The sequence below is a fragment of the Herpetosiphon sp. genome (genome assembly GCF_003512625.1).
Taxonomy (GTDB): domain Bacteria; phylum Chloroflexota; class Chloroflexia; order Chloroflexales; family Herpetosiphonaceae; genus Herpetosiphon; species Herpetosiphon aurantiacus.
In genome coordinates this window covers 1-22,734 of sequence record NZ_DOPT01000109.1, presented here as the reverse complement: position 1 = coordinate 22,734, position 22,734 = coordinate 1, and the positions used below count along the sequence as shown (strand labels likewise).

The 22,734-nt window shown below is 50.0% G+C and carries 19 protein-coding genes; 11 read left to right on the top strand and 8 right to left on the bottom strand.

Going from position 1 to position 22,734, the window contains the following annotated elements:
- Positions 1 to 158 precede the first annotated feature (158 nt).
- From DEF47_RS24820 to DEF47_RS24770, 11 genes are all read left to right on the top strand, one after another.
- A complete protein-coding gene (locus tag DEF47_RS24820) occupies positions 159 to 917 on the top strand; it encodes a YebC/PmpR family DNA-binding transcriptional regulator (RefSeq protein WP_012190567.1) in 759 nt (252 codons plus the stop codon).
- A 329-nt stretch (positions 918 to 1,246) separates the two neighbouring features.
- Positions 1,247 to 2,083: an FHA domain-containing protein gene (locus tag DEF47_RS24815; protein ID WP_012190568.1), complete on the top strand. Its 837-nt coding sequence runs from the start codon at positions 1,247 to 1,249 to the stop codon at positions 2,081 to 2,083.
- A 4-nt stretch (positions 2,084 to 2,087) separates the two neighbouring features.
- On the top strand, positions 2,088 to 3,278 hold the full coding sequence (locus DEF47_RS24810; protein WP_012190569.1) for a vWA domain-containing protein: 1,191 nt from the start codon (positions 2,088 to 2,090) through the stop codon (positions 3,276 to 3,278).
- An 18-nt stretch (positions 3,279 to 3,296) separates the two neighbouring features.
- Positions 3,297 to 4,682 (top strand): serine/threonine protein kinase, encoded by a 1,386-nt coding sequence (locus tag DEF47_RS24805; protein WP_012190570.1) that lies wholly within the window; start codon positions 3,297 to 3,299, stop codon positions 4,680 to 4,682.
- A gap of 19 nt (positions 4,683 to 4,701) precedes the next feature.
- Positions 4,702 to 6,285, top strand: coding sequence for a PP2C family protein-serine/threonine phosphatase (locus DEF47_RS24800; RefSeq protein WP_012190571.1), 1,584 nt, complete (start codon positions 4,702 to 4,704; stop codon positions 6,283 to 6,285).
- Positions 6,286 to 6,323: 38 nt separating this feature from the next.
- Complete coding sequence (locus tag DEF47_RS24795) at positions 6,324 to 7,295, top strand: hypothetical protein (protein ID WP_012190572.1); 972 nt, start codon at positions 6,324 to 6,326, stop codon at positions 7,293 to 7,295.
- 188 nt (positions 7,296 to 7,483) lie between these two features.
- The gene (locus tag DEF47_RS24790; protein ID WP_287045386.1) at positions 7,484 to 8,293 is read left to right on the top strand and encodes a hypothetical protein; all 810 of its coding nucleotides are present in this window, start codon (positions 7,484 to 7,486) and stop codon (positions 8,291 to 8,293) included.
- Positions 8,294 to 8,436: 143 nt separating this feature from the next.
- Positions 8,437 to 9,294 carry a hypothetical protein gene (locus tag DEF47_RS24785; RefSeq protein ID WP_012190574.1) on the top strand — a complete coding sequence of 286 codons (858 nt, stop codon included), beginning with the start codon at positions 8,437 to 8,439 and terminating at the stop codon, positions 9,292 to 9,294.
- A gap of 108 nt (positions 9,295 to 9,402) precedes the next feature.
- Positions 9,403 to 10,266 carry a pre-peptidase C-terminal domain-containing protein gene (locus DEF47_RS24780; RefSeq protein ID WP_012190575.1) on the top strand — a complete coding sequence of 288 codons (864 nt, stop codon included), beginning with the start codon at positions 9,403 to 9,405 and terminating at the stop codon, positions 10,264 to 10,266.
- A gap of 157 nt (positions 10,267 to 10,423) precedes the next feature.
- Positions 10,424 to 12,631 carry a serine/threonine-protein kinase gene (locus DEF47_RS24775; protein WP_012190576.1) on the top strand — a complete coding sequence of 736 codons (2,208 nt, stop codon included), beginning with the start codon at positions 10,424 to 10,426 and terminating at the stop codon, positions 12,629 to 12,631.
- Between the two features lie 89 nt (positions 12,632 to 12,720).
- Positions 12,721 to 13,827, top strand: a complete 1,107-nt coding sequence (locus DEF47_RS24770; protein WP_012190577.1) for a serine/threonine-protein kinase — start codon at positions 12,721 to 12,723, stop codon at positions 13,825 to 13,827.
- 630 nt (positions 13,828 to 14,457) lie between these two features.
- Here DEF47_RS24770 and DEF47_RS24765 read toward each other — a convergent pair.
- The 8 genes from DEF47_RS24765 to DEF47_RS24725 form a co-directional block, all read right to left on the bottom strand.
- Positions 14,458 to 15,921 (bottom strand): glycosyltransferase family protein, encoded by a 1,464-nt coding sequence (locus DEF47_RS24765; RefSeq protein ID WP_287045385.1) that lies wholly within the window; start codon positions 15,919 to 15,921, stop codon positions 14,458 to 14,460.
- 64 nt (positions 15,922 to 15,985) lie between these two features.
- On the bottom strand, positions 15,986 to 17,137 hold the full coding sequence (gene queG, locus DEF47_RS24760) for a tRNA epoxyqueuosine(34) reductase QueG (protein WP_012190579.1): 1,152 nt from the start codon (positions 17,135 to 17,137) through the stop codon (positions 15,986 to 15,988).
- Entirely contained in the window at positions 17,134 to 18,261 is a 1,128-nt protein-coding gene (locus DEF47_RS25230) for a site-specific DNA-methyltransferase (protein WP_012190580.1), read from the bottom strand. The genes queG and DEF47_RS25230 overlap by 4 nt, the downstream gene beginning before the upstream one ends.
- A gap of 115 nt (positions 18,262 to 18,376) precedes the next feature.
- Positions 18,377 to 19,246, bottom strand: a complete 870-nt coding sequence (locus DEF47_RS24745) for a metal ABC transporter permease (RefSeq protein ID WP_012190581.1) — start codon at positions 19,244 to 19,246, stop codon at positions 18,377 to 18,379.
- A gap of 193 nt (positions 19,247 to 19,439) precedes the next feature.
- Positions 19,440 to 20,300, bottom strand: coding sequence for a metal ABC transporter ATP-binding protein (locus tag DEF47_RS24740; RefSeq protein WP_012190582.1), 861 nt, complete (start codon positions 20,298 to 20,300; stop codon positions 19,440 to 19,442).
- 82 nt (positions 20,301 to 20,382) lie between these two features.
- Positions 20,383 to 21,393, bottom strand: coding sequence for a metal ABC transporter substrate-binding protein (locus tag DEF47_RS24735; RefSeq protein WP_012190583.1), 1,011 nt, complete (start codon positions 21,391 to 21,393; stop codon positions 20,383 to 20,385).
- Between the two features lie 131 nt (positions 21,394 to 21,524).
- A complete protein-coding gene (locus DEF47_RS24730) occupies positions 21,525 to 21,701 on the bottom strand; it encodes a hypothetical protein (protein ID WP_287045384.1) in 177 nt (58 codons plus the stop codon).
- Between the two features lie 73 nt (positions 21,702 to 21,774).
- Entirely contained in the window at positions 21,775 to 22,341 is a 567-nt protein-coding gene (locus tag DEF47_RS24725; protein WP_012190584.1) for an RNA polymerase sigma factor, read from the bottom strand.
- Positions 22,342 to 22,734 lie beyond the last annotated feature (393 nt).

Below are 22,734 nucleotides of genomic sequence, written 5' to 3'. Positions count from 1 at the left end.
ATCAAAGCGTAGCGAATGATCGAAGAATTGGCGCAGGCAGTAATGCTTGCGCCAATTTTTTGCCAAGCTTCTCACGCATACGCTATAATGGTCAACAAAAACTTATAATTGAGCGGCACACTGGGGTGTGCACAATTGTTAACCGTAGGAGTTATCCGATGTCAGGGCATACAAAATGGCATGAAATCCGCCGCAAAAAAGGGGTTCTTGATCAACGCCGAGGCCAACGCTGGACGAAAATCGCTCGTGATATTACGATCGCCGCCCGCGAAGGTGGTGGCAGCCCCGACATGAACTTCCGGCTGCGCTTGGCGATTGAAAAAGCCAAAGCCGATAATATGCCAGCGGATAATATTCAACGAGCAATTGATCGCGGCACTGGCGTAAGCGGTGAAGCAGCGCTCGAAGAAGTCACCTACGAAGGCTATGGCCCAGGTGGCATTGCCGTTATTGTCGATGCTGCCACTGACAATCGTAACCGCACCGTTTCGGAAATTCGCACCGCCTTTAACAAAAATGGCGGCACGCTTGGCGAAGGCGGTTCAGTCGGTTGGATGTTTGATATCAAAGGTTTGATCAGTATTGATCGGACTGAAAAAACCGACCCCGATGAAGTAACCTTGCTGGCGATCGATGCCGATGCTGATGATGTAATTGTCAACGATGATGCAATTATTGTTTACACTGAATTTAGCAAATTGGCGGCGGTGCGCGATGCGCTCAACGAGCAAGGCCTAAAAATCAGCACTGCTGAAAAAACCATGCTCGCCAAAACAATCATGGAAGCCGATGAAGCGACCACCTTCCAGATTTTGCGGCTGATGGAGCGGCTCGAAGATCTCGATGATGTCCAAAAAGTCTATAGCAACCTAGAAGTATCCGATGAATTAGCCGAAAAATATGCCGAACAAGGCTAGCTCATTGGCTGGATGCAGCCCCAACCAGCACGGTTTTAACTGTGCTGGTTTTGTTTAAATTTGTGTTATCCCCACAAAATCCCAGCCAAATAGTAAAACAGAATAGGGCGATTCTGGTATAATCAGGGACGATTATCCAAACTCTTACAGTACAGAAGTCCTATGGACAACCTACGCTACGCCTCAACTTCATGCCAAGAACACAGGGTATGAAGCTAGATCTACAGGTTAAGCATCATGGTATACAGCGCAATTGCAGCAAGGGGCGCACACTCCCGCCCCATCCAGCACTATCCAGTACTATCCGCTAGCTCACGAGGAGACGCACGATGACCGATTTTGAGTTCTGGCAAAAAGTTAAGGAAATGGGTCAGATCACATATGACTGGTGGTATCCTACGATTGCGCTTCCGGCTTTAATTTGGGCAGTTTCGGTTCTCTTCTTGGCAATCTTTGCCGCACGAAAAATTAAAAAAGTCCATAATCGCTTTTTGACCCTCTTTCTATCAACTATTCCCGTGTTGTTGATCTTTCCATCGGCCTATATCGCCCAAGCCCTTGGCAGTGCACTCAATCGGGTTGGTTATACCTTGCCGGAGAACGTCAACGATTTCGCCAGCAACGATGCACTGGTATTGGGAAATTATCTGAATGCCTTTGGCTTATGGGGCGTGTTAGGCATCACCTTTACCTTACCGTTGATCTTAAGCAGCCTCTCGCGTAGCGAAGTGCCAGTGATCAGCCCAGCTATTCGCAATGCCACCAAAACCATCACCAATATTGCTACCCGCGCTTTTGGCCGACGTGGCGGGGCTGGCGGTGGCGGACGGATTAATGCACCCTATGGCTCGATCACAATCAACAATGGCTCGCGTAAAGGCTCAATCGAAGCCTTACGCCCCGATTTTACAATTGGCGGCAAGGGTGATATTCAAGTTAGCGATGTGATTGTTTCGCGGACCCATGCCAAATTTGTGTTGGAAGATAATCAAATTGCTGTGATTGACCTTGGGAGCACCAACGGCACCTTCTTGGTACGTGATGGTCAAGGCTTTATGCTCGATAGTCAGCCGGTGCCACTTGAACATGGCGATACGATCTATCTCGGCGACCCCAACCAAGATAATGCAGTAGAAATGGTATTTGAGTTTAATACAGGAGCATAACCTCATGAAAACGTGGATTTTGCGTTGTAGCCTTGCGTTGCTGCTGCTCTCGCCAGTTTTGACGTATGCTCAAGCAGCCTATGAAGTTAAACTCACCGATGCCCAATTACTGCAAGATCGGGTGGTCAACTTCAAGATGCGGGTCACAAATACGACGACTGGCCAAGATGTGCCACCGCTGGAACCTGGCGATATTGCAATTTATCAAGATGGTCAATTGCTGACTGATTCTCAATTGGTAATGCATGTAATGACCACAGATGCAACCAACTCAGTCAGCCATACTATTCCCTTTGATAGCCAAAGTGTCTTACGCGCCTCGGGGGCAACGATTGGCTTGGTAACGGATTTAAGTGTCGCACTCGGTGATCCATTTATCGGCGAAGTCCGTACTGCTGCCGAAAGCTGGATCAACCTTGGTAACGCGGTTTCGCCCAATGACCCCGAATCAATTGGCTTGTTTATCCCTCGCTCATCGAATAGCCAATCAACGCGTCCCGCCAATGCCCCCGAATTTGATCGCGACCACAACAGAATTATTGGGGTTTTGCGCACTGAGCCACCACGCGATGGCGCAACTAATTTGTATGGGGCGATCTTAGAGGCCGTTACTGCCACTGCTGCTGAAGCCAAAAAACGCGGTACAGACAGCTATGTGGTGGTATTTGGCGATGGCTCTGTTACACCCGATAGCGCTGGCTTGTTCAGCCAAATCGTCGATCTTGCCAATAAAAACAATACGATTATTATCGCAGTAGGCATTGGCAAGACCGAAAATTTGGATAAAGCCACCAATCAACTGCCCAATTTAGCCAGCAGTACCAACGGACGCTATGTTGCAGGGAACTCAGAAGAACGGCCAGGCAATATGGATCAAGCCTATAAAGCCTTGGTCAAACCAGTTAACCGTACTGGCTACGACTTGGCATTCGTCCATACCGCACCCCGCGACGATAAACAACACACCTTCCAAGTTAAGGTGACGATTGCAGGCCAAACGTGGGAAAGCTCAACCTTACCAATACCAATTGGTGGGCTAGCCACCGAGTCTGAGTTCACCCCATTGAGCCAATTGCAAAAATTTTATCTACTGCGTGGTGTGCCCGCCGCAATTATTTTGGCAGCAGTCACAACCGCTTTAGCAACCGCCACCCGCCGTCGCCCAACTCGGATTGATCCAGGGGCTGGTAAGTAGGCTATCGGAGGAGCGACTATGCATCTTGTTGCAGGTCAACAATATGGGCGCTACGAAATTGTTGATGATCGTTTGGCCGAAGGGCTTTCCGGCCCGGTCTACCATGCGATCATCAATCACGATGATGGGCATCGTGAAGAAGTTGCGCTCAAATTTCTGACGAATAAACTTCCTCAAGTTCGTCAGTATTTTATGAATGAGGAACGTTTGCTGAAAAAAGCCGAGCACCCTCATGTGATCGGCTTTGTCCACAGTAATGTCCGTGACGAGCCGTATACGCTGGCCACGACGTTCGTTTATGCCTACAGCAATAAAGAGTTATCGAAGCAAAAAAGCGAAACTATCGCGCTGCAAATCGCCGAACAAATTGGCAGTGCTTTGGATTATCTGCATATTGCCCACCCTGATAGCCCAGTTATTCATCGTGACGTAAAGCCCGATAACATTTTGGTCGATAAAGCCACGCACGATGCGATTCTGATTGACCTCAGTGTTGCTTCGCACGAACGCTTTGCCTTGGTCGATGAACGTGGTTTTGGTACGCCGCCGTATATGGCTCCTGAGCAATATACGGGGCATGAAGTGCCAGCAACCGACCAATATGCCTTGGCCTTGGTCGTCTATTATTTCCTGACAGGCGATACAATCCCCACGATCAAACCACCTAAAATCAAGGGGATGGAATCGAATGATCCTCAAGTATATCAAGCAGCTTTGGCGATTTGGAATACTGAATTTCGCCAGCAACTGGCGGCTCAAAACGAGCGGATTCGCAAAAACTTGGCCAAACATCCCACGGCCATCGAGGTTTTCTTAAAAGCGACTGCCTTTGAGCCACACGATCGTTATAGCTCATGTGCAGCCTTCAGCATGGCGATGCACGAAGCCTTACGCAATGATGGAGCCGCCTTTGCAGCCCCAAGCATGCCCATCAGCAACTCACGGCGCTCAACCATGATCAGTATTGGGGCCATTGGTGCTCTGGTTTTAATTGCAGTGCTCTTTTTAGTCTTGGGTGGTGGCGATACGCCTGATGTCAATGGTAAAGCAACGCCAGAACAAGCAGCGATGCAACCAACCTCAACCTTACCCGAAACCCCGACTACTGGTGGTATTCCAACGGTCACAATCGAAGCGGGTATTCCAACCTCAACCTTACCACCAATAGTTTCACCAACTACTGGAGGCCGCGAGGTAACCCTGAGTCAAGGCTACATTTTGCGGGCACAACCTGGCGATGGTAGCGCGAATGCCCTTGGCAGTGGGCAAGCTCTCGAAGGCCAAAAGTTTCGGGTGCTTGATGAGAACCCCAGCACCATCAGTGGTGATCGACGCAAATGGTTCAATGTACAACGTATCAACGGTGGAGAAACAGGATGGCTACCAGAAACAGTCTTACGCTAGGCCACCAAGGAGCATTGCAATGAGTCAAGCTGCCAATCTGCCTAACCTCGTGGTCTATGGGCAAAGCGATGTTGGGCGACAACGGAATAATAACGAAGATAATTTGGCATGGCGACATGCCGATGAACGTAGTGTTGGCACAAAATTGGTCAACGGGGTAACCGAACTTTTCGCCAAAATTCGCGGCGGCGGGGCAACCGGGTTTAGTGTCAAAATCGACCATAAATTGCTGGCCAGCCACGGGCGGCTCTATGTCGTTGCCGATGGGGTCGGCGGTAATGATGATGGCGAGTTGGCCAGCCGCGCTGTTGTCGAATATACGACCAAGTTTTTCTATAATAGCGATCCCAAAAACTATAAAAGCAAACAAGATCAACTGAATGCGGCAATTCAATATGCCACCAAAATGGTCTATAAAGAGGCCGGCAATACCAATCGCGCCTCAACCTTGGTGTTAGCTTTGGTCTGGGATGAAGGCACATTCCGCAAGATTATTTTCTCGAATGTTGGCGATAGCAAAGGCTATTTGTTCCGCGCCAATAATACCGAATATGATCGCGCCGTCCAAACCAAAGATCATGTCAACGCCATGAACAAAAGCCTCTGGCAATCGATGGGCGACCCCGAGGTAACGCCTCACTTCAGCGATGAGCTAGTTTTGGGCAAAGATGATGTGATTGTACTCTGCTCAGACGGGCTTTCTGATGGGGTGCAGGCCGAGGAAATTGGCAAAATTGCCACCCGCAATGCCCCACAAAATGCGACAACTGAGTTAATTAGCCTTGCTAATGAGCGCGGCGGCCACGATAATATCACCAATGTGGTGGTACGCAACGGCCCTGCGCCCATTCAATGGGGAGCCTTAGGCGGGATTCTCGGCGTTGTGCTGTTGGTTGCTGCTCTTTTAGGCGGGATTGTCTTCATCGGCGGCGATGATGTTAACCGGACACAGGGTGGTCGCAACGCGATCATGATTCCAACCCGACCAATCATCACCATGGTCGATGGTTCGTTTGCCACGGTTACTTTACCTGCTGAAACGGCAACAGCCGAAGCCGAATTGATTCGGCAAGCAACCGAAAACCCAGTGCCAACCGATACTCTTGGGCCACAGGCAACCAGTGTGCCAGGCACAAACCCAACAGCACGGCCAGCCGCCACGGCAACCAACCGCCCAGCGGCCAATAATCCAACGCCAATTCCAGCAACCAACCCGCCAGCTGTTCAGCCAACCAATCCACCAGTGGTCATTCAACCAACCAATCCACCAGCCCCAGGCGATCGCGATGGCGATGGTGTAACTGATGACGTTGATCCATGTCCCGATGTGGCTGGACCAAACAATGGCTGTCCAGCGCCAGTTGAGCCAACCGCACCCCCAGCAGTTGTTGATACCGATGGCGATACGATTCCCGATAATGTTGATGATTGTCCAAATGAGCCTGGTGATCCGTCGCGGAATGGTTGTCCCAAGCCAGTTGAGCAGGCTACTAATACACCAAAACCGCCAACCGATACGCCACGGCCAACCGATACGCCTCAGCCAACGGCTGTGCCAACGTCACCAATTAATCCAAATGATCCACCAACACCACGTCCGTAAAAATAAATAGATAGGTAGATTTACAAGGAGTTGTCTTAATGGCTTTCAAACGTTTATTAATCCTGATCATAGTAGCGATCGGCTTTGGGCCAACTGCGAGTTTGGCCCAAACAGCCCCAAACCCACAACCAGAGCTAAAGACGATTCAACCAGTGGTAGAACAGCCAACCGGAGTCGAGGCACTGCCATTGGTTAAATGGGATGCGATTGACGTGACAGTGGTAGAAGGTCAAGATGTATGGTTGGCGCTCCGCACTGACACACCAATCGAAACCACCAGTGGAATTAAAATTGATATTCAGCTCTACACCAGCAATGCTTCAAATGGAGCTGATATCAATGACGATTTTGAGAGCGAAATCACCCTGCCTCAAACCAATCAATCACGCAATAACCAGATAACCGGCTATATCACAGGGACTTCGCAAGTATTGTATATTCAACTGCGCACCATTCCTGATACGATCATTGAGCCAAACGAAATCTTCTTTGTTGATGTGATTATCTCGAACGGGACTATTGAGTCACGCGGCAACCGTGCCACCATCACGATCGCCAAAGACGAGAAATTCTACCCGGCCTTTGCCAATTGGCAAGGCTGCCAAGATGTCAATGAACCAGCCAATAATACCGCCGCTGGCAGTGGCATCTTAGCCATCTCGGGTGGCGCATGCACAAGTGATTTTGTTGGCGAAAATGCTGGTACTAGTAGTGCTGTTGACTATTATCGGCTCAGTTCAGCAACCAATGGAAACCTAAGTTTACGCCTAAAAAATACGACACCTGACCAACATAATTTCAATCTTTATCTATACAAATACAACCCAAGCACCACCCGCTATGATCTGGTTGCTCAATCAACCAATGATAATCAAGTGGATGATCTGATCAATCTTGCGATTGTAGCCAATACAAGTAACGACAACGGGCTGTATCTGGCTGCCGCCTATTGGGCTACTTCAACTGGCGATAAAACTCCAACCTATGAATTAACTGCAACAATGCAGTAGGTTTAATGCCCTAAGCCCAAGCCCCTCGCCTGCCCAGCAGACGAGGGGCAATCCCAATCTGCTACGACAATGAGCAAGGGCAGGGGTGAGCGGCTAAAGCAGCTAGTTTTACCAACCATCAATGGCAGGGAGGATCATCAGGTATGCGCAGGCTCACTCAATTTGCTCTTTTTCTTGGATTAATTTGTTTGTTTTCTACTGCTAGTTATGCTAACCCCAATGTGCCTACTGCCGCAACCCTCGCTTGGAGTAGCACCTTTGCTTCAACTGCCGAGGGCATTGATGTGTGGCTGCGGATTAATGTGGTCGGGGCCGCACCAACCGATAATGTCAACCTGTCATTTATTTATCAAACTTTTGGGCAAACAGCACAAGCCTCTCATGACTATGAACAAACCGCTTGGCCAAATGGCACAAAAGGGACAATTACGGGCAATAAGCGGGTTGCTTATATCAAAATCAACATCAAAAGGAATGATTACTTTGAGCCAACCGAGACCTTCCAAGTTGAATTACGCTCAGATGCAGCCAACACTGTTATTACTGGGCCAGCCCGAGTAATGGTGACGATAAGCCGAGCACGGCTGATGAATCCAATCGCTGGTATTCTGGAATCATGTTTGAATGGCGGCGAACCCAATAATGATTTTCCCGTATCGGCAGGCCAAATTGCCATAAATGGCGGTTGGTGCAACACTACCTTTGATAAGGAAACGGTTAATGCCTTTGATTACTATCATTTGGTGCAATCGACCGCTGGGAGTATAACCATTCGGCTTGAAAACACCACCCCTGATCAACACGACATTGATCTTTATCTTTTCTATCGTGATGGTCAGGGCGATTACCAGAACTACCGCCAATCAATTAATGGCAATCAACAAGCTGAATATATTGAGGCTCCGCTTGCCGCCTATACCAATTATCTGATTGGCGTGCATTGGGTCAGCGGTAGTGGCAGTAAAATTCCAACCTATCGCCTTAGCGTTTCTCGTTAAGCTCATTTGGCATTGGCAGCTCAGTTGTGGCCTAGTCATTGAGCGGCTCACATCAGCATAATTCAGATTGGGTTAGGCAGTTATCCAATCAACCAATACCACCCTGATCGACGTTTTCTTTCTATATAGGAGTATCAGTACTTATGAAATTTGCGCGAATACTCATTCTACTGTTATTAATCCATGGTATTTTGCCACAAGCAAGCTTTGCCAACCCCGATGCACCAACCGCTGCAACGCTCGCATGGAGCAGTGCCTATGCTTCAACCGCTGAGGGCATTGATGTGTGGCTGCGAATTAATGTGGTTGGGGCGGCCCCAACCGATGATGTCAATCTTAAATTTATCTACCAAACATTTCAGCAAACAGCAGAATATAATCACGACTATGAACCAACCAATTGGCCAAGTGGCACCAAAGGGGCAATTGTTGGCAATAATCGGGTAGCCTATATCAAAATTCACATCAAAAAGAATGATTACCCAGAGCCAACTGAGACCTTTCAAGTTGAATTACGCTCAGATGCAGCAAACACCGTCATCTCTGGGCCAGCCCGAGTAACCGTCACAATTCGCCGCTCACGGCTGATGAATCCAATCGCTGGGATTATGGAATCATGTGTGAATGGCGGCGAACCCAATAATGACTTTCCCGCATCAGCGGGCCAAATTGCGGTGAATGGCGGTTGGTGTAACACCAGCTTTGAAACAGAAGCTGTTCGTGATGTCGATTATTATCATGTGGAACAATCGACGGCTGGGAATATCACAATTCGGCTTGAAAACACCACCCCTGATCAACATGACCTTAACATTTATCTATATTACCGTGATGTGCAAGAGGGCTACAAATTATATTTACAATCTACCAATCCCGGTCAGCAGGCCGAGGTGATTAGTAATGCCCCGATTGCGGCGAATACCAACTATTTGATTGCCGTGTATTGGGCTAGTGATACTGGCGATAAAATACCCACCTATCGCTTAAGTGTCTCACGCTAATGGCGGTTGTTCAGGCTAAGCACAACCCTTGAAAACACCAGGGTTGTGCTTAGCTTCCATCATAACCCATACTCATACGTCGATTCTAGCAACAAGGATTTTTAGGTTATGCACTACAAACGTTGGTCATTGTTCCTCTTAATTCTGCTTAGTTGCGTAGCGTTCCCAAGCGCTCAGGCCGAAGAGGCAAGCCCGCAAGCAGTAACGGTATCGTGGGAACGCACGAATGTTCAAACCACCGAAGGCATAAATGTTTGGCTTAAAGTCGTCGTCAATGGCGCACTCAGCGACGAAAGCCTCAGCCTCAATCTACGCTACCAAACCTTTAACGGGACAGCAATTGCTGGGACTGATTACTCACCAACCACAGGGACTGGCAATGCCTTCACAATCACCGGATTACGTCGCTATGCCTTGATTAATATCGGGATTTTGCAAAACGCAGTGGCCGAACCCTACGAAACCTTCCAAGTAGAGTTGCGCTCGGAAAATGCGAATGTTGCCGTAGCTGGCCCAGCGCGGGTCACGATTGGAATCAATCGTAGCCGCTTGTTTAGCCCTGTCGTCGGGCAGCTTCAACCATGCATTAATGTTGGTGAGCCAGCCAATAACGCCTCAACGACCGCCGGATTCATCGCGCTGGCTGGGGGCTGGTGTCAAGGCGACTTTATTGGCGAGGTTCCGAGTAATTTCGATTACTATCAATTTAAGCTTGCGGTTGGGGGTAAAGTAACGATTCAGCTCGAAAATATCACCCCTGATCAACACGATTTTAACTTGTATTTATACTATCGTGATGGCAACGGCCAGTTTCAACCCTATGTTCAATCAGGCAATCCTGGCCAAAGCGCTGAATTATTGAGCAATATTCCGATTGCCGCCAACACCACCTATCTGATCAATATTATTTGGGCGGCCAAAACTGGCGACAAAACCCCAATTTATCGGTTTAGCGCCCAATACCAACCTTAATCATCAGCAGGTAGCCATCGCTCAGATCGTTCTAGCTGCCGCTTGTCAAGGCTGACGAATGGTGTGATAATGGGGCAGCAACGAAGTTGTCGAAAAATATTAATCTTTGGTACTGAAGAGAGCGGTCTTCCCGCTGTTTTCGTTGTAGGATGCTGCTATGGAGTCGTTTGAACATACACAGTTGGGCGAGTATAGCTTGCAGGATGAAATAGGCCGCGGCGGGATGGCACTCGTCTATCGGGCGCATCACCCCGATTATGGCTCGGTAGCATTTAAAGTGCTACCCCCCTATTTTGCCCACGATACCGACACGCTCCGACGATTCATGCTCGAGGCACGGGCAATTCGTGAACTGCACCACCCACATATTGTGCAGCTCTACGAAGCCAGTGATATTCCTGACCCAAATAATAGTCGTCAACGCATCCATTACATTGCAATGGAGTTTATTGGCGGTGGCACACTCAGCGAACGCTTACATACGCAACCACGCCAACAACTCAATCCAACGATTGAGATGGGCTTGCATATTGGTTCGGCCCTCGATTACGCTCACCGCAAGCAGTTTATTCACCGCGATATTAAGCCAAGCAATATTCTGTATCGCCACGATGGTCATGCAGTTTTGGCCGACTTTGGGATTGCCCGGGTCAGCAATGAAGCCCGTATGACCAAAACTGGTGGTTTTGCTGGGACGGTAGCCTACACCGCGCCCGAAATTGCTGAAGGCCAAATTGCCGATGCCCGCTCCGATATTTATGCCTTAGGCTTGATTCTCTATGAAGCCTTGGCAGGCAAAAACCCATATGCCAACATGCATGCCAATATTGCTGTTGCATTAAGCAAAATTATTAGCACACCTCTGCCGCCATTACGCGAATTGGCTCCGCATGTGCCACCACTGACCGCCCAAATTATCGAGCGGGCAACCGCCAAAGACCCGGAACGACGCTTTGAGAATATGTCTGATTTTGTTGAAGCCCTCAAACAGGCAAAGTTTGGGCGATCAGCAACCAAACCTGATGTGCAGTTGAATGCCCATGGCAAACCCATGATTCCAATTGCCCGACCAAGTGGCAGTCGGACTGAACGTAGTTCTGAAGGCGATTCAACCCGCACCCAGGTGTTTAACCCAGTGGTTGGGGCTGCCAGCGCCGCTAATGTTGCAATCTCAAAGCCAAACCAAGGTTTGGCCGGCCCAGCAAGTGGCGCAAACATGGCCTTGCCTGTTGAAGGAAGCCAAATTTATACGCCACCAGCAGGCAGTGGCCCTAACAGCCGCATCAATCAGCCCTTGAGTGGCGTAAATCAACCCTTACCAATGGGAGCCAACTCACAGGCCAATGTGGCGTTACCCAACGACGGGACCCAAATCTATACCCCTGAGCCAGTTGGCGCACTCAGTGGAACCAATATGGCACTCACTGGCGAGAGCACGCAAATGTATGCACCAGTGTCAGGAGTAAACCAACCCTTATCAGGGGTGAATCAACCACTCACTGGCCAAAATCCAGTGCGTGGGCCAAGTTCACGGCCTAATCGCACCGTCAATGCACGGCCCATTGAGGTTGCCCGGCCTGGCACGGCGGTCAATCAAAATCTTGGCCCTAGCTCACAACCAAATCTCGGTTTTGACGGCGGCTCAGGCACATTTGCGGTTAATCGGCCAAATAACAATAAAAAGAAGGCCTTGATCGCAGGCATCGGCGGCGGTATTCTCGGCCTGATATTAATTGGCGTGTATATGCTATCAAGCAGCAACACTGTCAATCCCAACGATACCAATGGTACGACAAACGCCGTGCAATTTACCACCGATGGCAGTGCTACAGCCACCAGTGCAAGCACCAGCAATGGCAATGGCACACCTGTTGGTACTCAGCCAGCGGTTGTGGTTGATCCAGGTGTTGCAACCAGTACCTTGGCTCCAACACCTGAAAATAGCCCAACGCCTGAACCAACCGATACACCTGTAGCCACGGCAACCTCCAATGCAGTTGTTGTAGCAACGACGCGTCCGCAAGCAACGAATCGCCCACGCCCAACTAATACGCCAAGCCAGCAACAAGCATCTCCTGTCCCACCAACCAATACACCACCACCAGCCGATAGTGATGGCGATGGCGTGCCCGATGAAGTTGATGGCTGTCCTGGTGTGGCTGGGCCAAATAATGGTTGTCCAATACCAACCGAAGTTCCACAGCCAACACCAATCCCTGACTCGGACGGTGATACAATTCCCGATAACGTCGATAATTGTCCCAATGAGCCTGGTGATCCAGCTCGGGGCGGGTGTCCAAAACCACCAGCAACCAATACACCACGGCCAACCGAAAAACCAACACCACCGCCGATTAATCCATAATGTTGTCGGACGATCAGGAGCAAAAGAGCGCACCCACCAGTGCGCTCTGTCTATGATCACAAGCTATGTTTAGCATTAGGTGGCCCTCTATGCAAAACTTAAGTAATCTTCAACTTGGGGAGTATCATCTAGCTGAGCAGATCGGCCAAGGCGGTATGGCGGTTGTCTATAAGGCTGAACATCCACAGTTTGGCACAACCGCATTTAAAGTCTTGCCTTCAATGCTGATCCATGTCGGCGAATTGTTAACCCGTTTTCTCAACGAGGCTGACGCTGTGCGGATTTTACATCACCCGCATATTGTCCAATCGTATGAGACCGGAGCAGTGCCCCATCCCCAACTAGACGAGGAGGTCTATTTTATTGCGCTCGAATACATCGAGAATGGTTCGTTATTGGAGCGCATGATCGCTAGCTCGCTCGCCGTCGAAGATGTGATCAAAATGGGCATCGATATTGGCTATGCCTTGGAATATGCTCATAGCAAGGGGATTATTCACCGCGATATCAAGCCCAGCAATATCTTATTTCGCAACAATGGTCAAGCCGTTTTAGCCGATTTTGGCATCGCCAGCACGGCCCAATATATTCGGCTCACCAAAACCGGCAATGTCACTGGCACAATCGCCTACATGGCCCCAGAAATTATGCAAGAAGTGCCAGCCTCGCCACGCTCGGACCTCTACTCGCTGGCCTTGGTGCTCTATGAAACCTTGACCAATTCACGGCCTTTTGGCACCGATACAGCCTCACCACAGTTGGTGCAAAAAATCTTGCAAGAGCGAATTCCGCCACTGCAAGATGTTATACCGGATATTTCACCAACAATCGCCCACGTCATCGAACAAGCCTTGGCCAAACAGCCAAGCCAGCGCCAAACATCGGTTGGTGAATTTGTCAGCCAATTGCAACATGCGCTGCAACGCCGTACCCCCAGCCAATTTACCATCCCATTGCCTGAGCCATCCGAGGATCTATTGGTCGATCAGTTTACCAAGCCCCAACAACGTAAGCCCAAGGCTAAACCGATCGAGGTCAATCGACCAAATGCGGCTGCTTCATCAACGCTTGGCATTCAAGCCAGCAATGATCTCGCCAGCTCGCCACGGGCAAAATTTACGACAACCCTCCAGTTTGTGTTAATCGCAGTTGTGACCTTCTTTTTAGTCCTAGGTATTTTTTTCATTTTTCAATAATTGACCCTAGGTATTTTTCTTAATTAATTTTTGACACAATTGCCTTAACCCAAGCCATTTCAAGCCAAAAATTGCCCATTTTAGCGCTTCATCGTAAAACAGCGATGAAGCGCTTGTAGTTAACCAGCCTGCCAAGTATATTAACAGTGTAACCCGTATGGATACGGTTCAGCGGGAACAGCACCTAAACAAACCAAACCAAACCCCACATTGGTCACCGCTATCGACCAACGGAATGGCCGTTGGAAATAGTCGGTGGTGCGTCGAAACTAACACATTCATTAATTAGTGTTATGAGGAAACGCACAAAGACAGGCACGTGGCTCGGGCTGGTGGTGACTGATCACCGACGAACACCCATCTGCTGCTCGGCTATCAATGTGAAGCATTGTTATAGTTCTTGCGTGATGTGACAATAACCGTAATTTTAAGGTCAGCCGCAAGGAACGCTAGCAAGCCCAGCCCCTGCGAGGGGTCTCCTCGGCAGGCAGCCGCTTCGCTTAGCCATAACAGTTAGGAGTTTGTTTAGCTTTGAAGCTGTCGAACCGTATCCACGGGTCCTTTGGTTAGAGTGTATTGTTTGAAAAAAAGAATTGCCACCGTCTCGGAGGGGATGGTGGCAATTGCGTTTTAGGGCTTTGGCACGTAGGTAAACACGATATCGGCAAATTCTAGTTGATAATGCTCGTCAATCAGGCGAATGCTCTCTTCAGTCCAGCGTCCCGTCGCATCGCGCCGATCAGTTTGCACGTTAAACGGCAGCATAATCAAGCTCCAACGGCGTTGCCGAATGCTTTCATAGAAGCCATGAGCTGGCCAAACGCCACTCTCAATCGCTGGCCCCATCGTCGAAGGATCATCGAAAATCAAGGGTTTGCCCGCCGCAATCGCCAAGCCCGGGTTATCGAGCAATACATCGCCGGGCTTAGATTGAATATAGGGTACAAATCGCGCCAAATCGAGAATGCCAAACTCGCCCCCATACCAACTGGGGGTTTGGCGTAAACACCAGCCTTGCAGCAACAAGCCACCGATCGCCAGCGCCGTCGCTGCCCGCCGCCAACCTTGCTTACTCAAACCAAGGTTAATCAGCAAACCAGCCGCCAAGCCACCAGCCAAGCACCACGCTAGCATTGTTTCTAAAAGATGATTATGGTGCGCCCCAACTTCGCCCGCTCCATACAACGAAATTGGAGCCAGCGTGGCATACAAGGCCGCTTGGCGCATGGCATAATGTCGCCAGTACAAGCCCAAGCCCAGCAGCGCCAAGCCAACCAAAGGCAACGACCAGCCAAGCAATCGCACATATTTCCACATCAGATCAAAGCTCCACCACTCCGAGCGATGCAAGCCCCAAATGTGGCGCGTCGCCCAGCCAGCGGTCACAAGATCCAACGCGAGATAGGGCAAGCCTGCCGCCAAAACGGCAAGCGTGCCAAATTTCAGGCCTTTGCGCCAATCGTGCAGCAGCAAATTAAGCCCAACCGCCAGCGGAGCCATCGCCAAGGTTTGTTTGGCTAAAAATGCCAAGCCAAAACACACTGCCGCCCAACCAAACCAACGCCCTTCACGCCAACTAGCCAACAGCAAACCCAGCGCCGTAAAGCTCAAGGCAAACAGATCTGGCTTGAGTCGCAAGGCCCATAATTGGGCTGGTGGAAAGGCCAGCCAACACGCCCCAACCGCTAAACCGAGCAACCAAATACGGGTATGGCTAGCCACAAACAGGCTGATAATCAGGCCAATCGCCAGCATTGAGAGCAGCGAAATCCAACGGCCTGCCGTAAAAGGCCGCTCAGGGTCAAACGGCATAAACGAAAGCAGCATCGGGTGCAAAGGGGTATAGGGAGCCGAAATAAATTCTTCGGCTACAATGGGGCGATACAACGAGCGATCACGCCGAATCAGTTGGGATTCGTGCAATAAGGTGCCTTCAAGCCCATCGTCGGGGGTTTGCAAGTTCAGCACAGGCCGCCGCGCCAAGCCTCGTTCAAAAGCTGGCCACATCAAGCCCAGCATCATCACCAACAAGAATCCGCCCAAACCAAGCCGCCACCACGCCTGTTTTTGCCCTTCAGTCTGCTGTTTTTCCATCGGTTTCAATTCTTCCACAAGCCAACAAAAGCCCATGGATGATAGCAGATCCGCCAACTAACGTCTAGCAAGCTGAGCGCTCGTGCAAACTCTGTTGCAATTCGTTACGCACGCTTGGCTCGGTTTCAGTTTGCAAGGCTTGTTGCAGCAACATCACAGATGAATCATCGAAATTGCGGCCAATCGCCCAAGCGGCATGCTCACGCACAAGGCTGCTGGCATCGTGCAACAAGGGCGCTAGCAAGGGCAAAATTGCGGGGTCGCGCCAGTTGCCTGCCGCCACACAGGCGTTGCGCACTAAACGATCACGCTTGAGCCGACTAATCGCGGCCTCGCCATAGCGCTCACCAAAACCAGCAGGATCTAAGGTCAAAAGGCTGGCCAAGGGCGGAGCTGCCCGATCATGATCAATTGGAAAAAAGGCTGATTCTTGGCTTTGTACACCAAAACGCTGCCACGGACAAACATCCTGACAAACATCACAACCAACAATCCAATTGGCCATTTGCGGGCGGAGTTCACGCGCAATTGAGCCTTTATATTCAATTGTCAGGTAGGAAATGCAGCGCCGAGCATCGAGCACATGCGGTTTGGGGAAGGCCTTGGTTGGGCAGGCTTGCAAACAGCGGCTACACGAGCCACACATCGTCGGCGGGGCAGGCTGATCGTAATCAGCAAATTCGTAGGTCGTCAGAATTTCGCCCAAGAAGAAGAAGGAGCCACGCCGTGGGCTAATCAGCATGGTATTTTTGCCGATAAAGCCCAAGCCAGCCTGCTGGGCATGCGAACGCTCTAAAATCGCCCCAGTATCGACATAGACCCGCTGCTGAACTGGCTCGGCAATTTGGGCTTGCAGCCAATTCGCCAGTTCTTGTAACCGTGGGGTCATCAGATCATGGTAATCGATGCCCCAAGCATAGGCCGCAATTCGGCCACGGCTGGGGTCATTCAGCAAACTGGCAGGAATCGGCTGAGTGCGATAATCCAGCGCCACGATAATCAACGAACGCACGTTCGGCACAATCACATTCAAATCTTGGCGACGCGCTTGGCGATCAGGCCGCGCCAAATAGCCCATCTCGCCATACATTCCGGCCTCAACCCAAGCTTGATAAGCAGCTAAAGTTGGTGATGGCTTGGCAGGCGTGATACCGACCAGATTAAAACCTAATTGAGCAGCCTGTGCTCGAACTGCCTCAGCAAGATTGTTCGTCATAACTCACTTAAATCATCGGCGCTTGGAGTTTGTTCGCGTAAACGCCGCACCTCTTGGCGCAACACATCAATCGAAGTTAAAGTACCATCACTCGCCTGAAAAAACCAATGTTCCCAGCCATTGCAACTTGGTTGGCCTGTCAAAATTGTACCAAGCTTGTGAATCGATCCGCGTGTGCCATCGGACATGCGCAGCGAAGCATCAGCCAACAGCGTGGCAACCAAGTTTGGATCGCGGTTAAACCATAATTGTTGGCCCGCTTGCAACAAGCCATGCTCCAACAAATTGCCAAACGGAATCCGTGGAATCCGCCGTTTGTTGCTTGGCAAGGCTTGCAGGGCATCGGTGCTGCTAGGCGACTCAATCGCGGCAATCCGGCCTCGCGCTGCTTCAACATAGCTGGGATCACGCTCGATGCCAATGTAGTGACGCGCCAAACGTTTGGCTACCGCGCCCGTCGTGCCCGTGCCAAAAAATGGATCAAGCACCACATCACCAACATTCGAGCTTGCCAATAATACTCGATAGAGCAACGCTTCGGGCTTTTGGGTGCTATGCACTTTGTTGCCGTTGATCCGCAGGCGTTCGTTGCCAGTACACAGCGGAAATTCCCAATCGCTGCGCATTTGCTTATCGTCGTTCAAATGGCGCAAGGCATGATAATTAAAGGTATACTTCTGGCCTGGCAATTTCGCACACCAAATTAATGTCTCATGGGCATTGGTTAGGCGTACACCACGAAAATTTGGCATTGGATTACGCTTAATCCAAACAATATCGTTTAAAATCCAAAAGCCAAGGTCTTGTAAAATTGTACCAACCCGATAGATATTGTGATAACTACCAATCACCCACATTGTGCCATTATCTTTTAAAACACGCTGACATGCTTGCAGCCAAGCACGTGTAAACGCATCATAGGCAGCAAAATCACGAAATGAGTCCCAATCATCATCAACTGCATCAACATGCGTCATGTTGGGGCGTAATAAATCGCCACGCAATTGCAAATTATAGGGCGGGTCAGCGAAAATGAGGTCAACGCTGGCTGGTGGCAGTAATGGAAGAACATCACGACAATCACCTAAAAGGATTTGATCGTGGTTCAAGGTTAAATCGGCCATAAGCAGTCCTCATGCGTGATAGTAAGATCGTATCCTACCAAAGAATCAATGCATGTGGAATATGCTAAATCGTTAGCATGGGCCTAATTCAGGTGTGAGCAACGATTGTACCTAGTTAGTCAGCAACTTTGCGTTGAAACAAGCCAGCTAAAGCATTTTTGCGCGGCGCAAGCACCAATACCAGCAAAAAGATCGCTGTATGCGCCAAAACAATCGATGAGCCAGTTGGTACGCCATCGATATAGGCCGAAACGTAAATGCCAATCGTTGCCGCAATCAGCCCTTGCACTGAACCCCAAACGATCATTGACCAAAAGCGTCGCACCACCAACGAAGCGGTTGCCGCAGGCGTAACCAACATCGCCACCACCAGCACAATGCCGATGCTTTGAATTGCCACCACCACCGTGATCGCCATAATACTGAGCAGCAGATAGTGCAAAAATCCTACGGGCAAGCCTTGGGCCGCCGCCGCAGTGCGATCAAAGGTCATTAGCACTAATTCTTTGTAGAGCGCTGCAATCACCACCAGAATTAATCCGCCAACTCCCACAATCGTCCAGAGATCGCTCTGACGCACCGCCAGAATATCGCCAAGCAGCAAGCCAAATAGTTCTTTGTTGTAGCCACGATCACGCGAAAGCAGGAAAATGCCCAAGGCAAACATGCCAGCAAACAACACCCCGATGGCAGTATCAAGGCTAACTTTGGAGCGGCGAGTAATCCAGCCAACACCTAAGGCGGTAGCCACCCCAAAAATCGCCCCGCCCAAAGCAATATTCCAGCCGAGCATCGAGGCAATCACCACGCCAGGAAACGAGGCATGGGCCAAGGCATCGCCAATAAACGATAAATCTTGCAGCACCACAAATGCGCCCACGACCGAACACAGAATTCCAATCAGGATCGCGGCAAGCAGGGCGCGTTGAGTCGGCGCAAATTGTAAGGGAACCACGACACAGTTCCAAAAATCGGTACATTTCATGGGTTAGGAACCTTTTTTGAGTTGGGGATCGGTTGACAGGGGTCGGGGATCGGTATTTAGTACGCCCTCATCCCAAGCCCTCTCCCACTGATCGGGCGAAAAGTTATCAGCCTCGTCGTTCCCCCTCGCCTCGCGGGCGGGAGAGGGGGCAAGGGGGTGAGGGCATAATTTCAGCCCAATCACAACCAATCTATTAATTATTCGCTGATCCGTCGCGGTTAATCAAAGTCTGTTTTTCGGTGCAATTGCCATGATTGCAATCGAGAATAATGCGCTCGGCGCTTGGCACTAAAACCAACGAACGCCCAAACGTGGCCTCAACTACTTCGCGAGTCATAACGGCGGTCGGCGGACCATAAGCAATCAGGCATTGGTTTAAGCAGAGCAAGGCATCAAAATGATGTTCGAGATGTTGCAAATGGTGAGTCGTCACCAAGAGGGTGCGGCCTGCACTGCTCAAATCACGCAGCAGATGCAAAATCACCTCTTGCGTGGGCACATCAACGCCGCTAATTGGCTCGTCGAGCAACAAGACATCGGGTTCTTGGGCCAATGCTCGCGCCAAAAAGACTCGCTGTTGTTGACCACCCGAAAGATCAGCGATTGAACGTTCGGCAAAATCTTGCATATTGACTTGTTCAAGCGCAGCATCGGCAAGCGCATAATCGGCTTTTTTCGGGCGACGCAGCCAACCAAGCTGGCCATAACGCCCCATCAGCACAACATCGCGCACACTGGCAGGAAAGCGCCAATTGACCGCGCTAATTTGCGGCACATAGGCCACTTTGCGCGAACGCTTGGCCAAAGCTTGGCCAGCCACCAAAATTTGGCCAGTTGAAGGAATTAGGCCTAAAATTGCTTTGATCAACGAAGTTTTGCCAGCACCGTTGGGGCCAATAATCCCAATTAATTGGCTCGATTGGGCCTGAAACGAAACATCACTGAGCACCGTGCGTTGATCATACCGAATATTAAGTTGACGAACTTCAAGCGCTGGGGCCAGGCTGGTGGCCGATTGAAGCCGAATATGCGCTTGGGAAGCAACCGCTGCCATAGAAAAATCCTTCGTTAACGCAAGAAGCTATAGGCAACAGCCGCTGCTGTTCCTATAGCTACTGCCATACATCACGTGTGCGTTATTTGAGCGCAGCAACAATAGTATTCATATTGTACCGCATCATGTCGATATAGGAAGTTGCAGTATCGCTGCCTAAAGTGTCGGTATACAACACCGCAATGGTTTCAATCCCAGCTTCATCCGCCAGCAATTGGGCAGTTTTTTGGTTGAACTGCGATTCAGAGAAAATTGCCGGCACGCCGCTGGCCTTAACGCTCTCGACCAAAGCCGCTAAATCGCCAGCCGAAAGCTCGGCTTCGGGGTTATCCAACAACACGCCAGCAACTTCAAAGCCATAGTGGTGGGCAAAATACGGAAAGGCATCGTGGTTGGTCACGAGTTTGCGCCGTTCAGCCGGAATTTGGGCCGCCAAGCCTTGCAATTCTTGATCGAGCGCTTGTAATTGGCCAAGATAGGCTTCGGCATTGGCTGCATAGACATCCTTGCCACTGGGATCGATCGCACTAAGTTGGTCGCGAATCGTCAGGGTATACGACATCACATAGGTTGGGTCAAGCCAAAAGTGCGGGTTGCCTTCTTCGTGAGCATGCTCATCAGCATGTTCTTCATCAGCGTGTTCTTCTTCAGCATGTTCTTCTTCAATCACTGCAAAACCAGCAGATAATTCAATCCTTGGCTGCTCGCTGCCCCCAGCATTTTCGAACAAGGGTTCGAGCCATTCCTCAAGCGCATGGCCATTGAAAAACACAATATTGGCATCGGCAATTTTTTGGCTATCGCCAGGCGTAGCTTGATAATCTTCGGGGCCAGCGCCCAAGGGAATAATATTATCAACAAGCACCCGTTCGCCACCAACCTGCTTAATCACATCGGCCAAAATGCTCATGGTTGTAACGACGCGAATTTGGCTGACTGGCGCGGTGCTAATTGCGGTTGCCGTTGGCATGATTTGATCAGCGGTGGTGGTTTGTTGTTGGCTTTGGCTCACTTGGCTTGGCTGAACTGTGGCTGTACTTTGGCCACAACCAACCACCAATACCAGCAACAACCCTAAACTATATCGACGCATTGCATTGAAATCCTTAGCTAATTGATATTAATCTCATTATAAAAGAGATAATATCTCAATAAATGGTTTTTTGTCAAAAAAAAGCCCATTGCCTGGTGGGCAATGAGCCGATGGATATCAGCACATCGGTATCATAATACCGCAATAATGCTTAATGTGCTGAGAATTAACATCAAATAGACTGCCAATCGCCAAGTATAGAGGGAAATCGATTGGCTACTGGCTGGAACTCGCAGCATATGGGCTTCCCCCAGCACCAGCGCGAGTGCTCCAACGACACACAACATCACCATAAGTGTGATTTGCATAGGACACCTCCTTGCGGGAACTGCCGCCAGATGGATGTTGCAGCAGCTATACGCCCCAAACCAAAAAGGTGTTTCACGCTTCGGCCATGTAGCAGGCCAAGGCGCGACGCAAGGTGGGGTAGGCTTGTTGCAAATAGCCATACACGGTGTCGGGGCTAATCCCCAAAGAGCATGAGGCCTCTTGGGCAGTCATTCCTTGCAAATAACACAAATTGATCGCCATGCGTTGGCGGGTTGGCAGCGTTTCCAGTGCTGCATAAATATATTGGCTTAATTCAGCCGAAAGCGTGGCATCGCCCAAATCGCTAACACTCATTCGCTCATCGAGTTCATTCAAGTTGGTTTGGGGTCGTTGGCGACGGCGATAATCGAGCGCAGCGTTGATCGTAATACGATGCAGCCATGTGCCAAGGCTACTACGGCCTTCAAAACGATTGATGTGCTCAGCCGCGCGAATAAAACTCTCTTGCACAATATCATCAGCTTCATCATCGGAGTAAACATAGCGCCGAGCTAAGCGTTGCAGCTGTGGTGCGAAGGTTTGCAAAAAATAATTAAAGGCTGCATCGTCGCGCTGGCGCAACCCAGCAACCAGACTAGCTTCATTTAATTCTTGGTTGCTAGGTTGAAAAGCAAGCATCACAACAATCCTTCGCTAGGAATAATCAGTATTTGTAAGCCCAATTCAGCGGTGTTGCAACTTTAGCACAAGCTATTGCTAAGCCTCATAGCAAATAGCACGACTTTTGGATAGCCCCATCAGTAACATAGGTTCAGTCCAAAATAGCGCAATAGTCCTAGGTTAAAAAAGGCCTAGTTAAGTGGCTCGTAAGCCGATTCGTGATAGGCTTAATCCTATACCATTCAGTGGACTAATTGGGGATTCACTGGGCGCTACAATTTAATAGGAGGCGATGTCATGCGACGACGCATTCGTTGGCTACTGTTAATCGGTGGAGTTGTTGGCCTCGGTTTGGCGGTTGGAATCGGCTGGTGGCAACGCGATCAACCAGCAGTTAAGCTCAATCGAACG

Coding starts and splice junctions, on each gene's coding strand:
- DEF47_RS24810 (WP_012190569.1), top strand. CDS start 2,088: ATGAAAACGTGGATTTTGCGTTGTAGCCTTGCGTTGCTGCTGCTCTCG.
- DEF47_RS24805 (WP_012190570.1), top strand. CDS start 3,297: ATGCATCTTGTTGCAGGTCAACAATATGGGCGCTACGAAATTGTTGAT.
- DEF47_RS24770 (WP_012190577.1), top strand. CDS start 12,721: ATGCAAAACTTAAGTAATCTTCAACTTGGGGAGTATCATCTAGCTGAG.
- DEF47_RS24820 (WP_012190567.1), top strand. CDS start 159: ATGTCAGGGCATACAAAATGGCATGAAATCCGCCGCAAAAAAGGGGTT.
- DEF47_RS24815 (WP_012190568.1), top strand. CDS start 1,247: ATGACCGATTTTGAGTTCTGGCAAAAAGTTAAGGAAATGGGTCAGATC.
- DEF47_RS24745 (WP_012190581.1), bottom strand. CDS start 19,246: ATGAAATGTACCGATTTTTGGAACTGTGTCGTGGTTCCCTTACAATTT.
- DEF47_RS24735 (WP_012190583.1), bottom strand. CDS start 21,393: ATGCGTCGATATAGTTTAGGGTTGTTGCTGGTATTGGTGGTTGGTTGT.
- DEF47_RS24765 (WP_287045385.1), bottom strand. CDS start 15,921: ATGGAAAAACAGCAGACTGAAGGGCAAAAACAGGCGTGGTGGCGGCTT.
- DEF47_RS24795 (WP_012190572.1), top strand. CDS start 6,324: ATGGCTTTCAAACGTTTATTAATCCTGATCATAGTAGCGATCGGCTTT.
- DEF47_RS24740 (WP_012190582.1), bottom strand. CDS start 20,300: ATGGCAGCGGTTGCTTCCCAAGCGCATATTCGGCTTCAATCGGCCACC.
- DEF47_RS24725 (WP_012190584.1), bottom strand. CDS start 22,341: ATGCTTGCTTTTCAACCTAGCAACCAAGAATTAAATGAAGCTAGTCTG.
- DEF47_RS25230 (WP_012190580.1), bottom strand. CDS start 18,261: ATGGCCGATTTAACCTTGAACCACGATCAAATCCTTTTAGGTGATTGT.
- queG (WP_012190579.1), bottom strand. CDS start 17,137: ATGACGAACAATCTTGCTGAGGCAGTTCGAGCACAGGCTGCTCAATTA.
- DEF47_RS24800 (WP_012190571.1), top strand. CDS start 4,702: ATGAGTCAAGCTGCCAATCTGCCTAACCTCGTGGTCTATGGGCAAAGC.
- DEF47_RS24780 (WP_012190575.1), top strand. CDS start 9,403: ATGCACTACAAACGTTGGTCATTGTTCCTCTTAATTCTGCTTAGTTGC.
- DEF47_RS24785 (WP_012190574.1), top strand. CDS start 8,437: ATGAAATTTGCGCGAATACTCATTCTACTGTTATTAATCCATGGTATT.
- DEF47_RS24775 (WP_012190576.1), top strand. CDS start 10,424: ATGGAGTCGTTTGAACATACACAGTTGGGCGAGTATAGCTTGCAGGAT.
- DEF47_RS24730 (WP_287045384.1), bottom strand. CDS start 21,701: ATGCAAATCACACTTATGGTGATGTTGTGTGTCGTTGGAGCACTCGCG.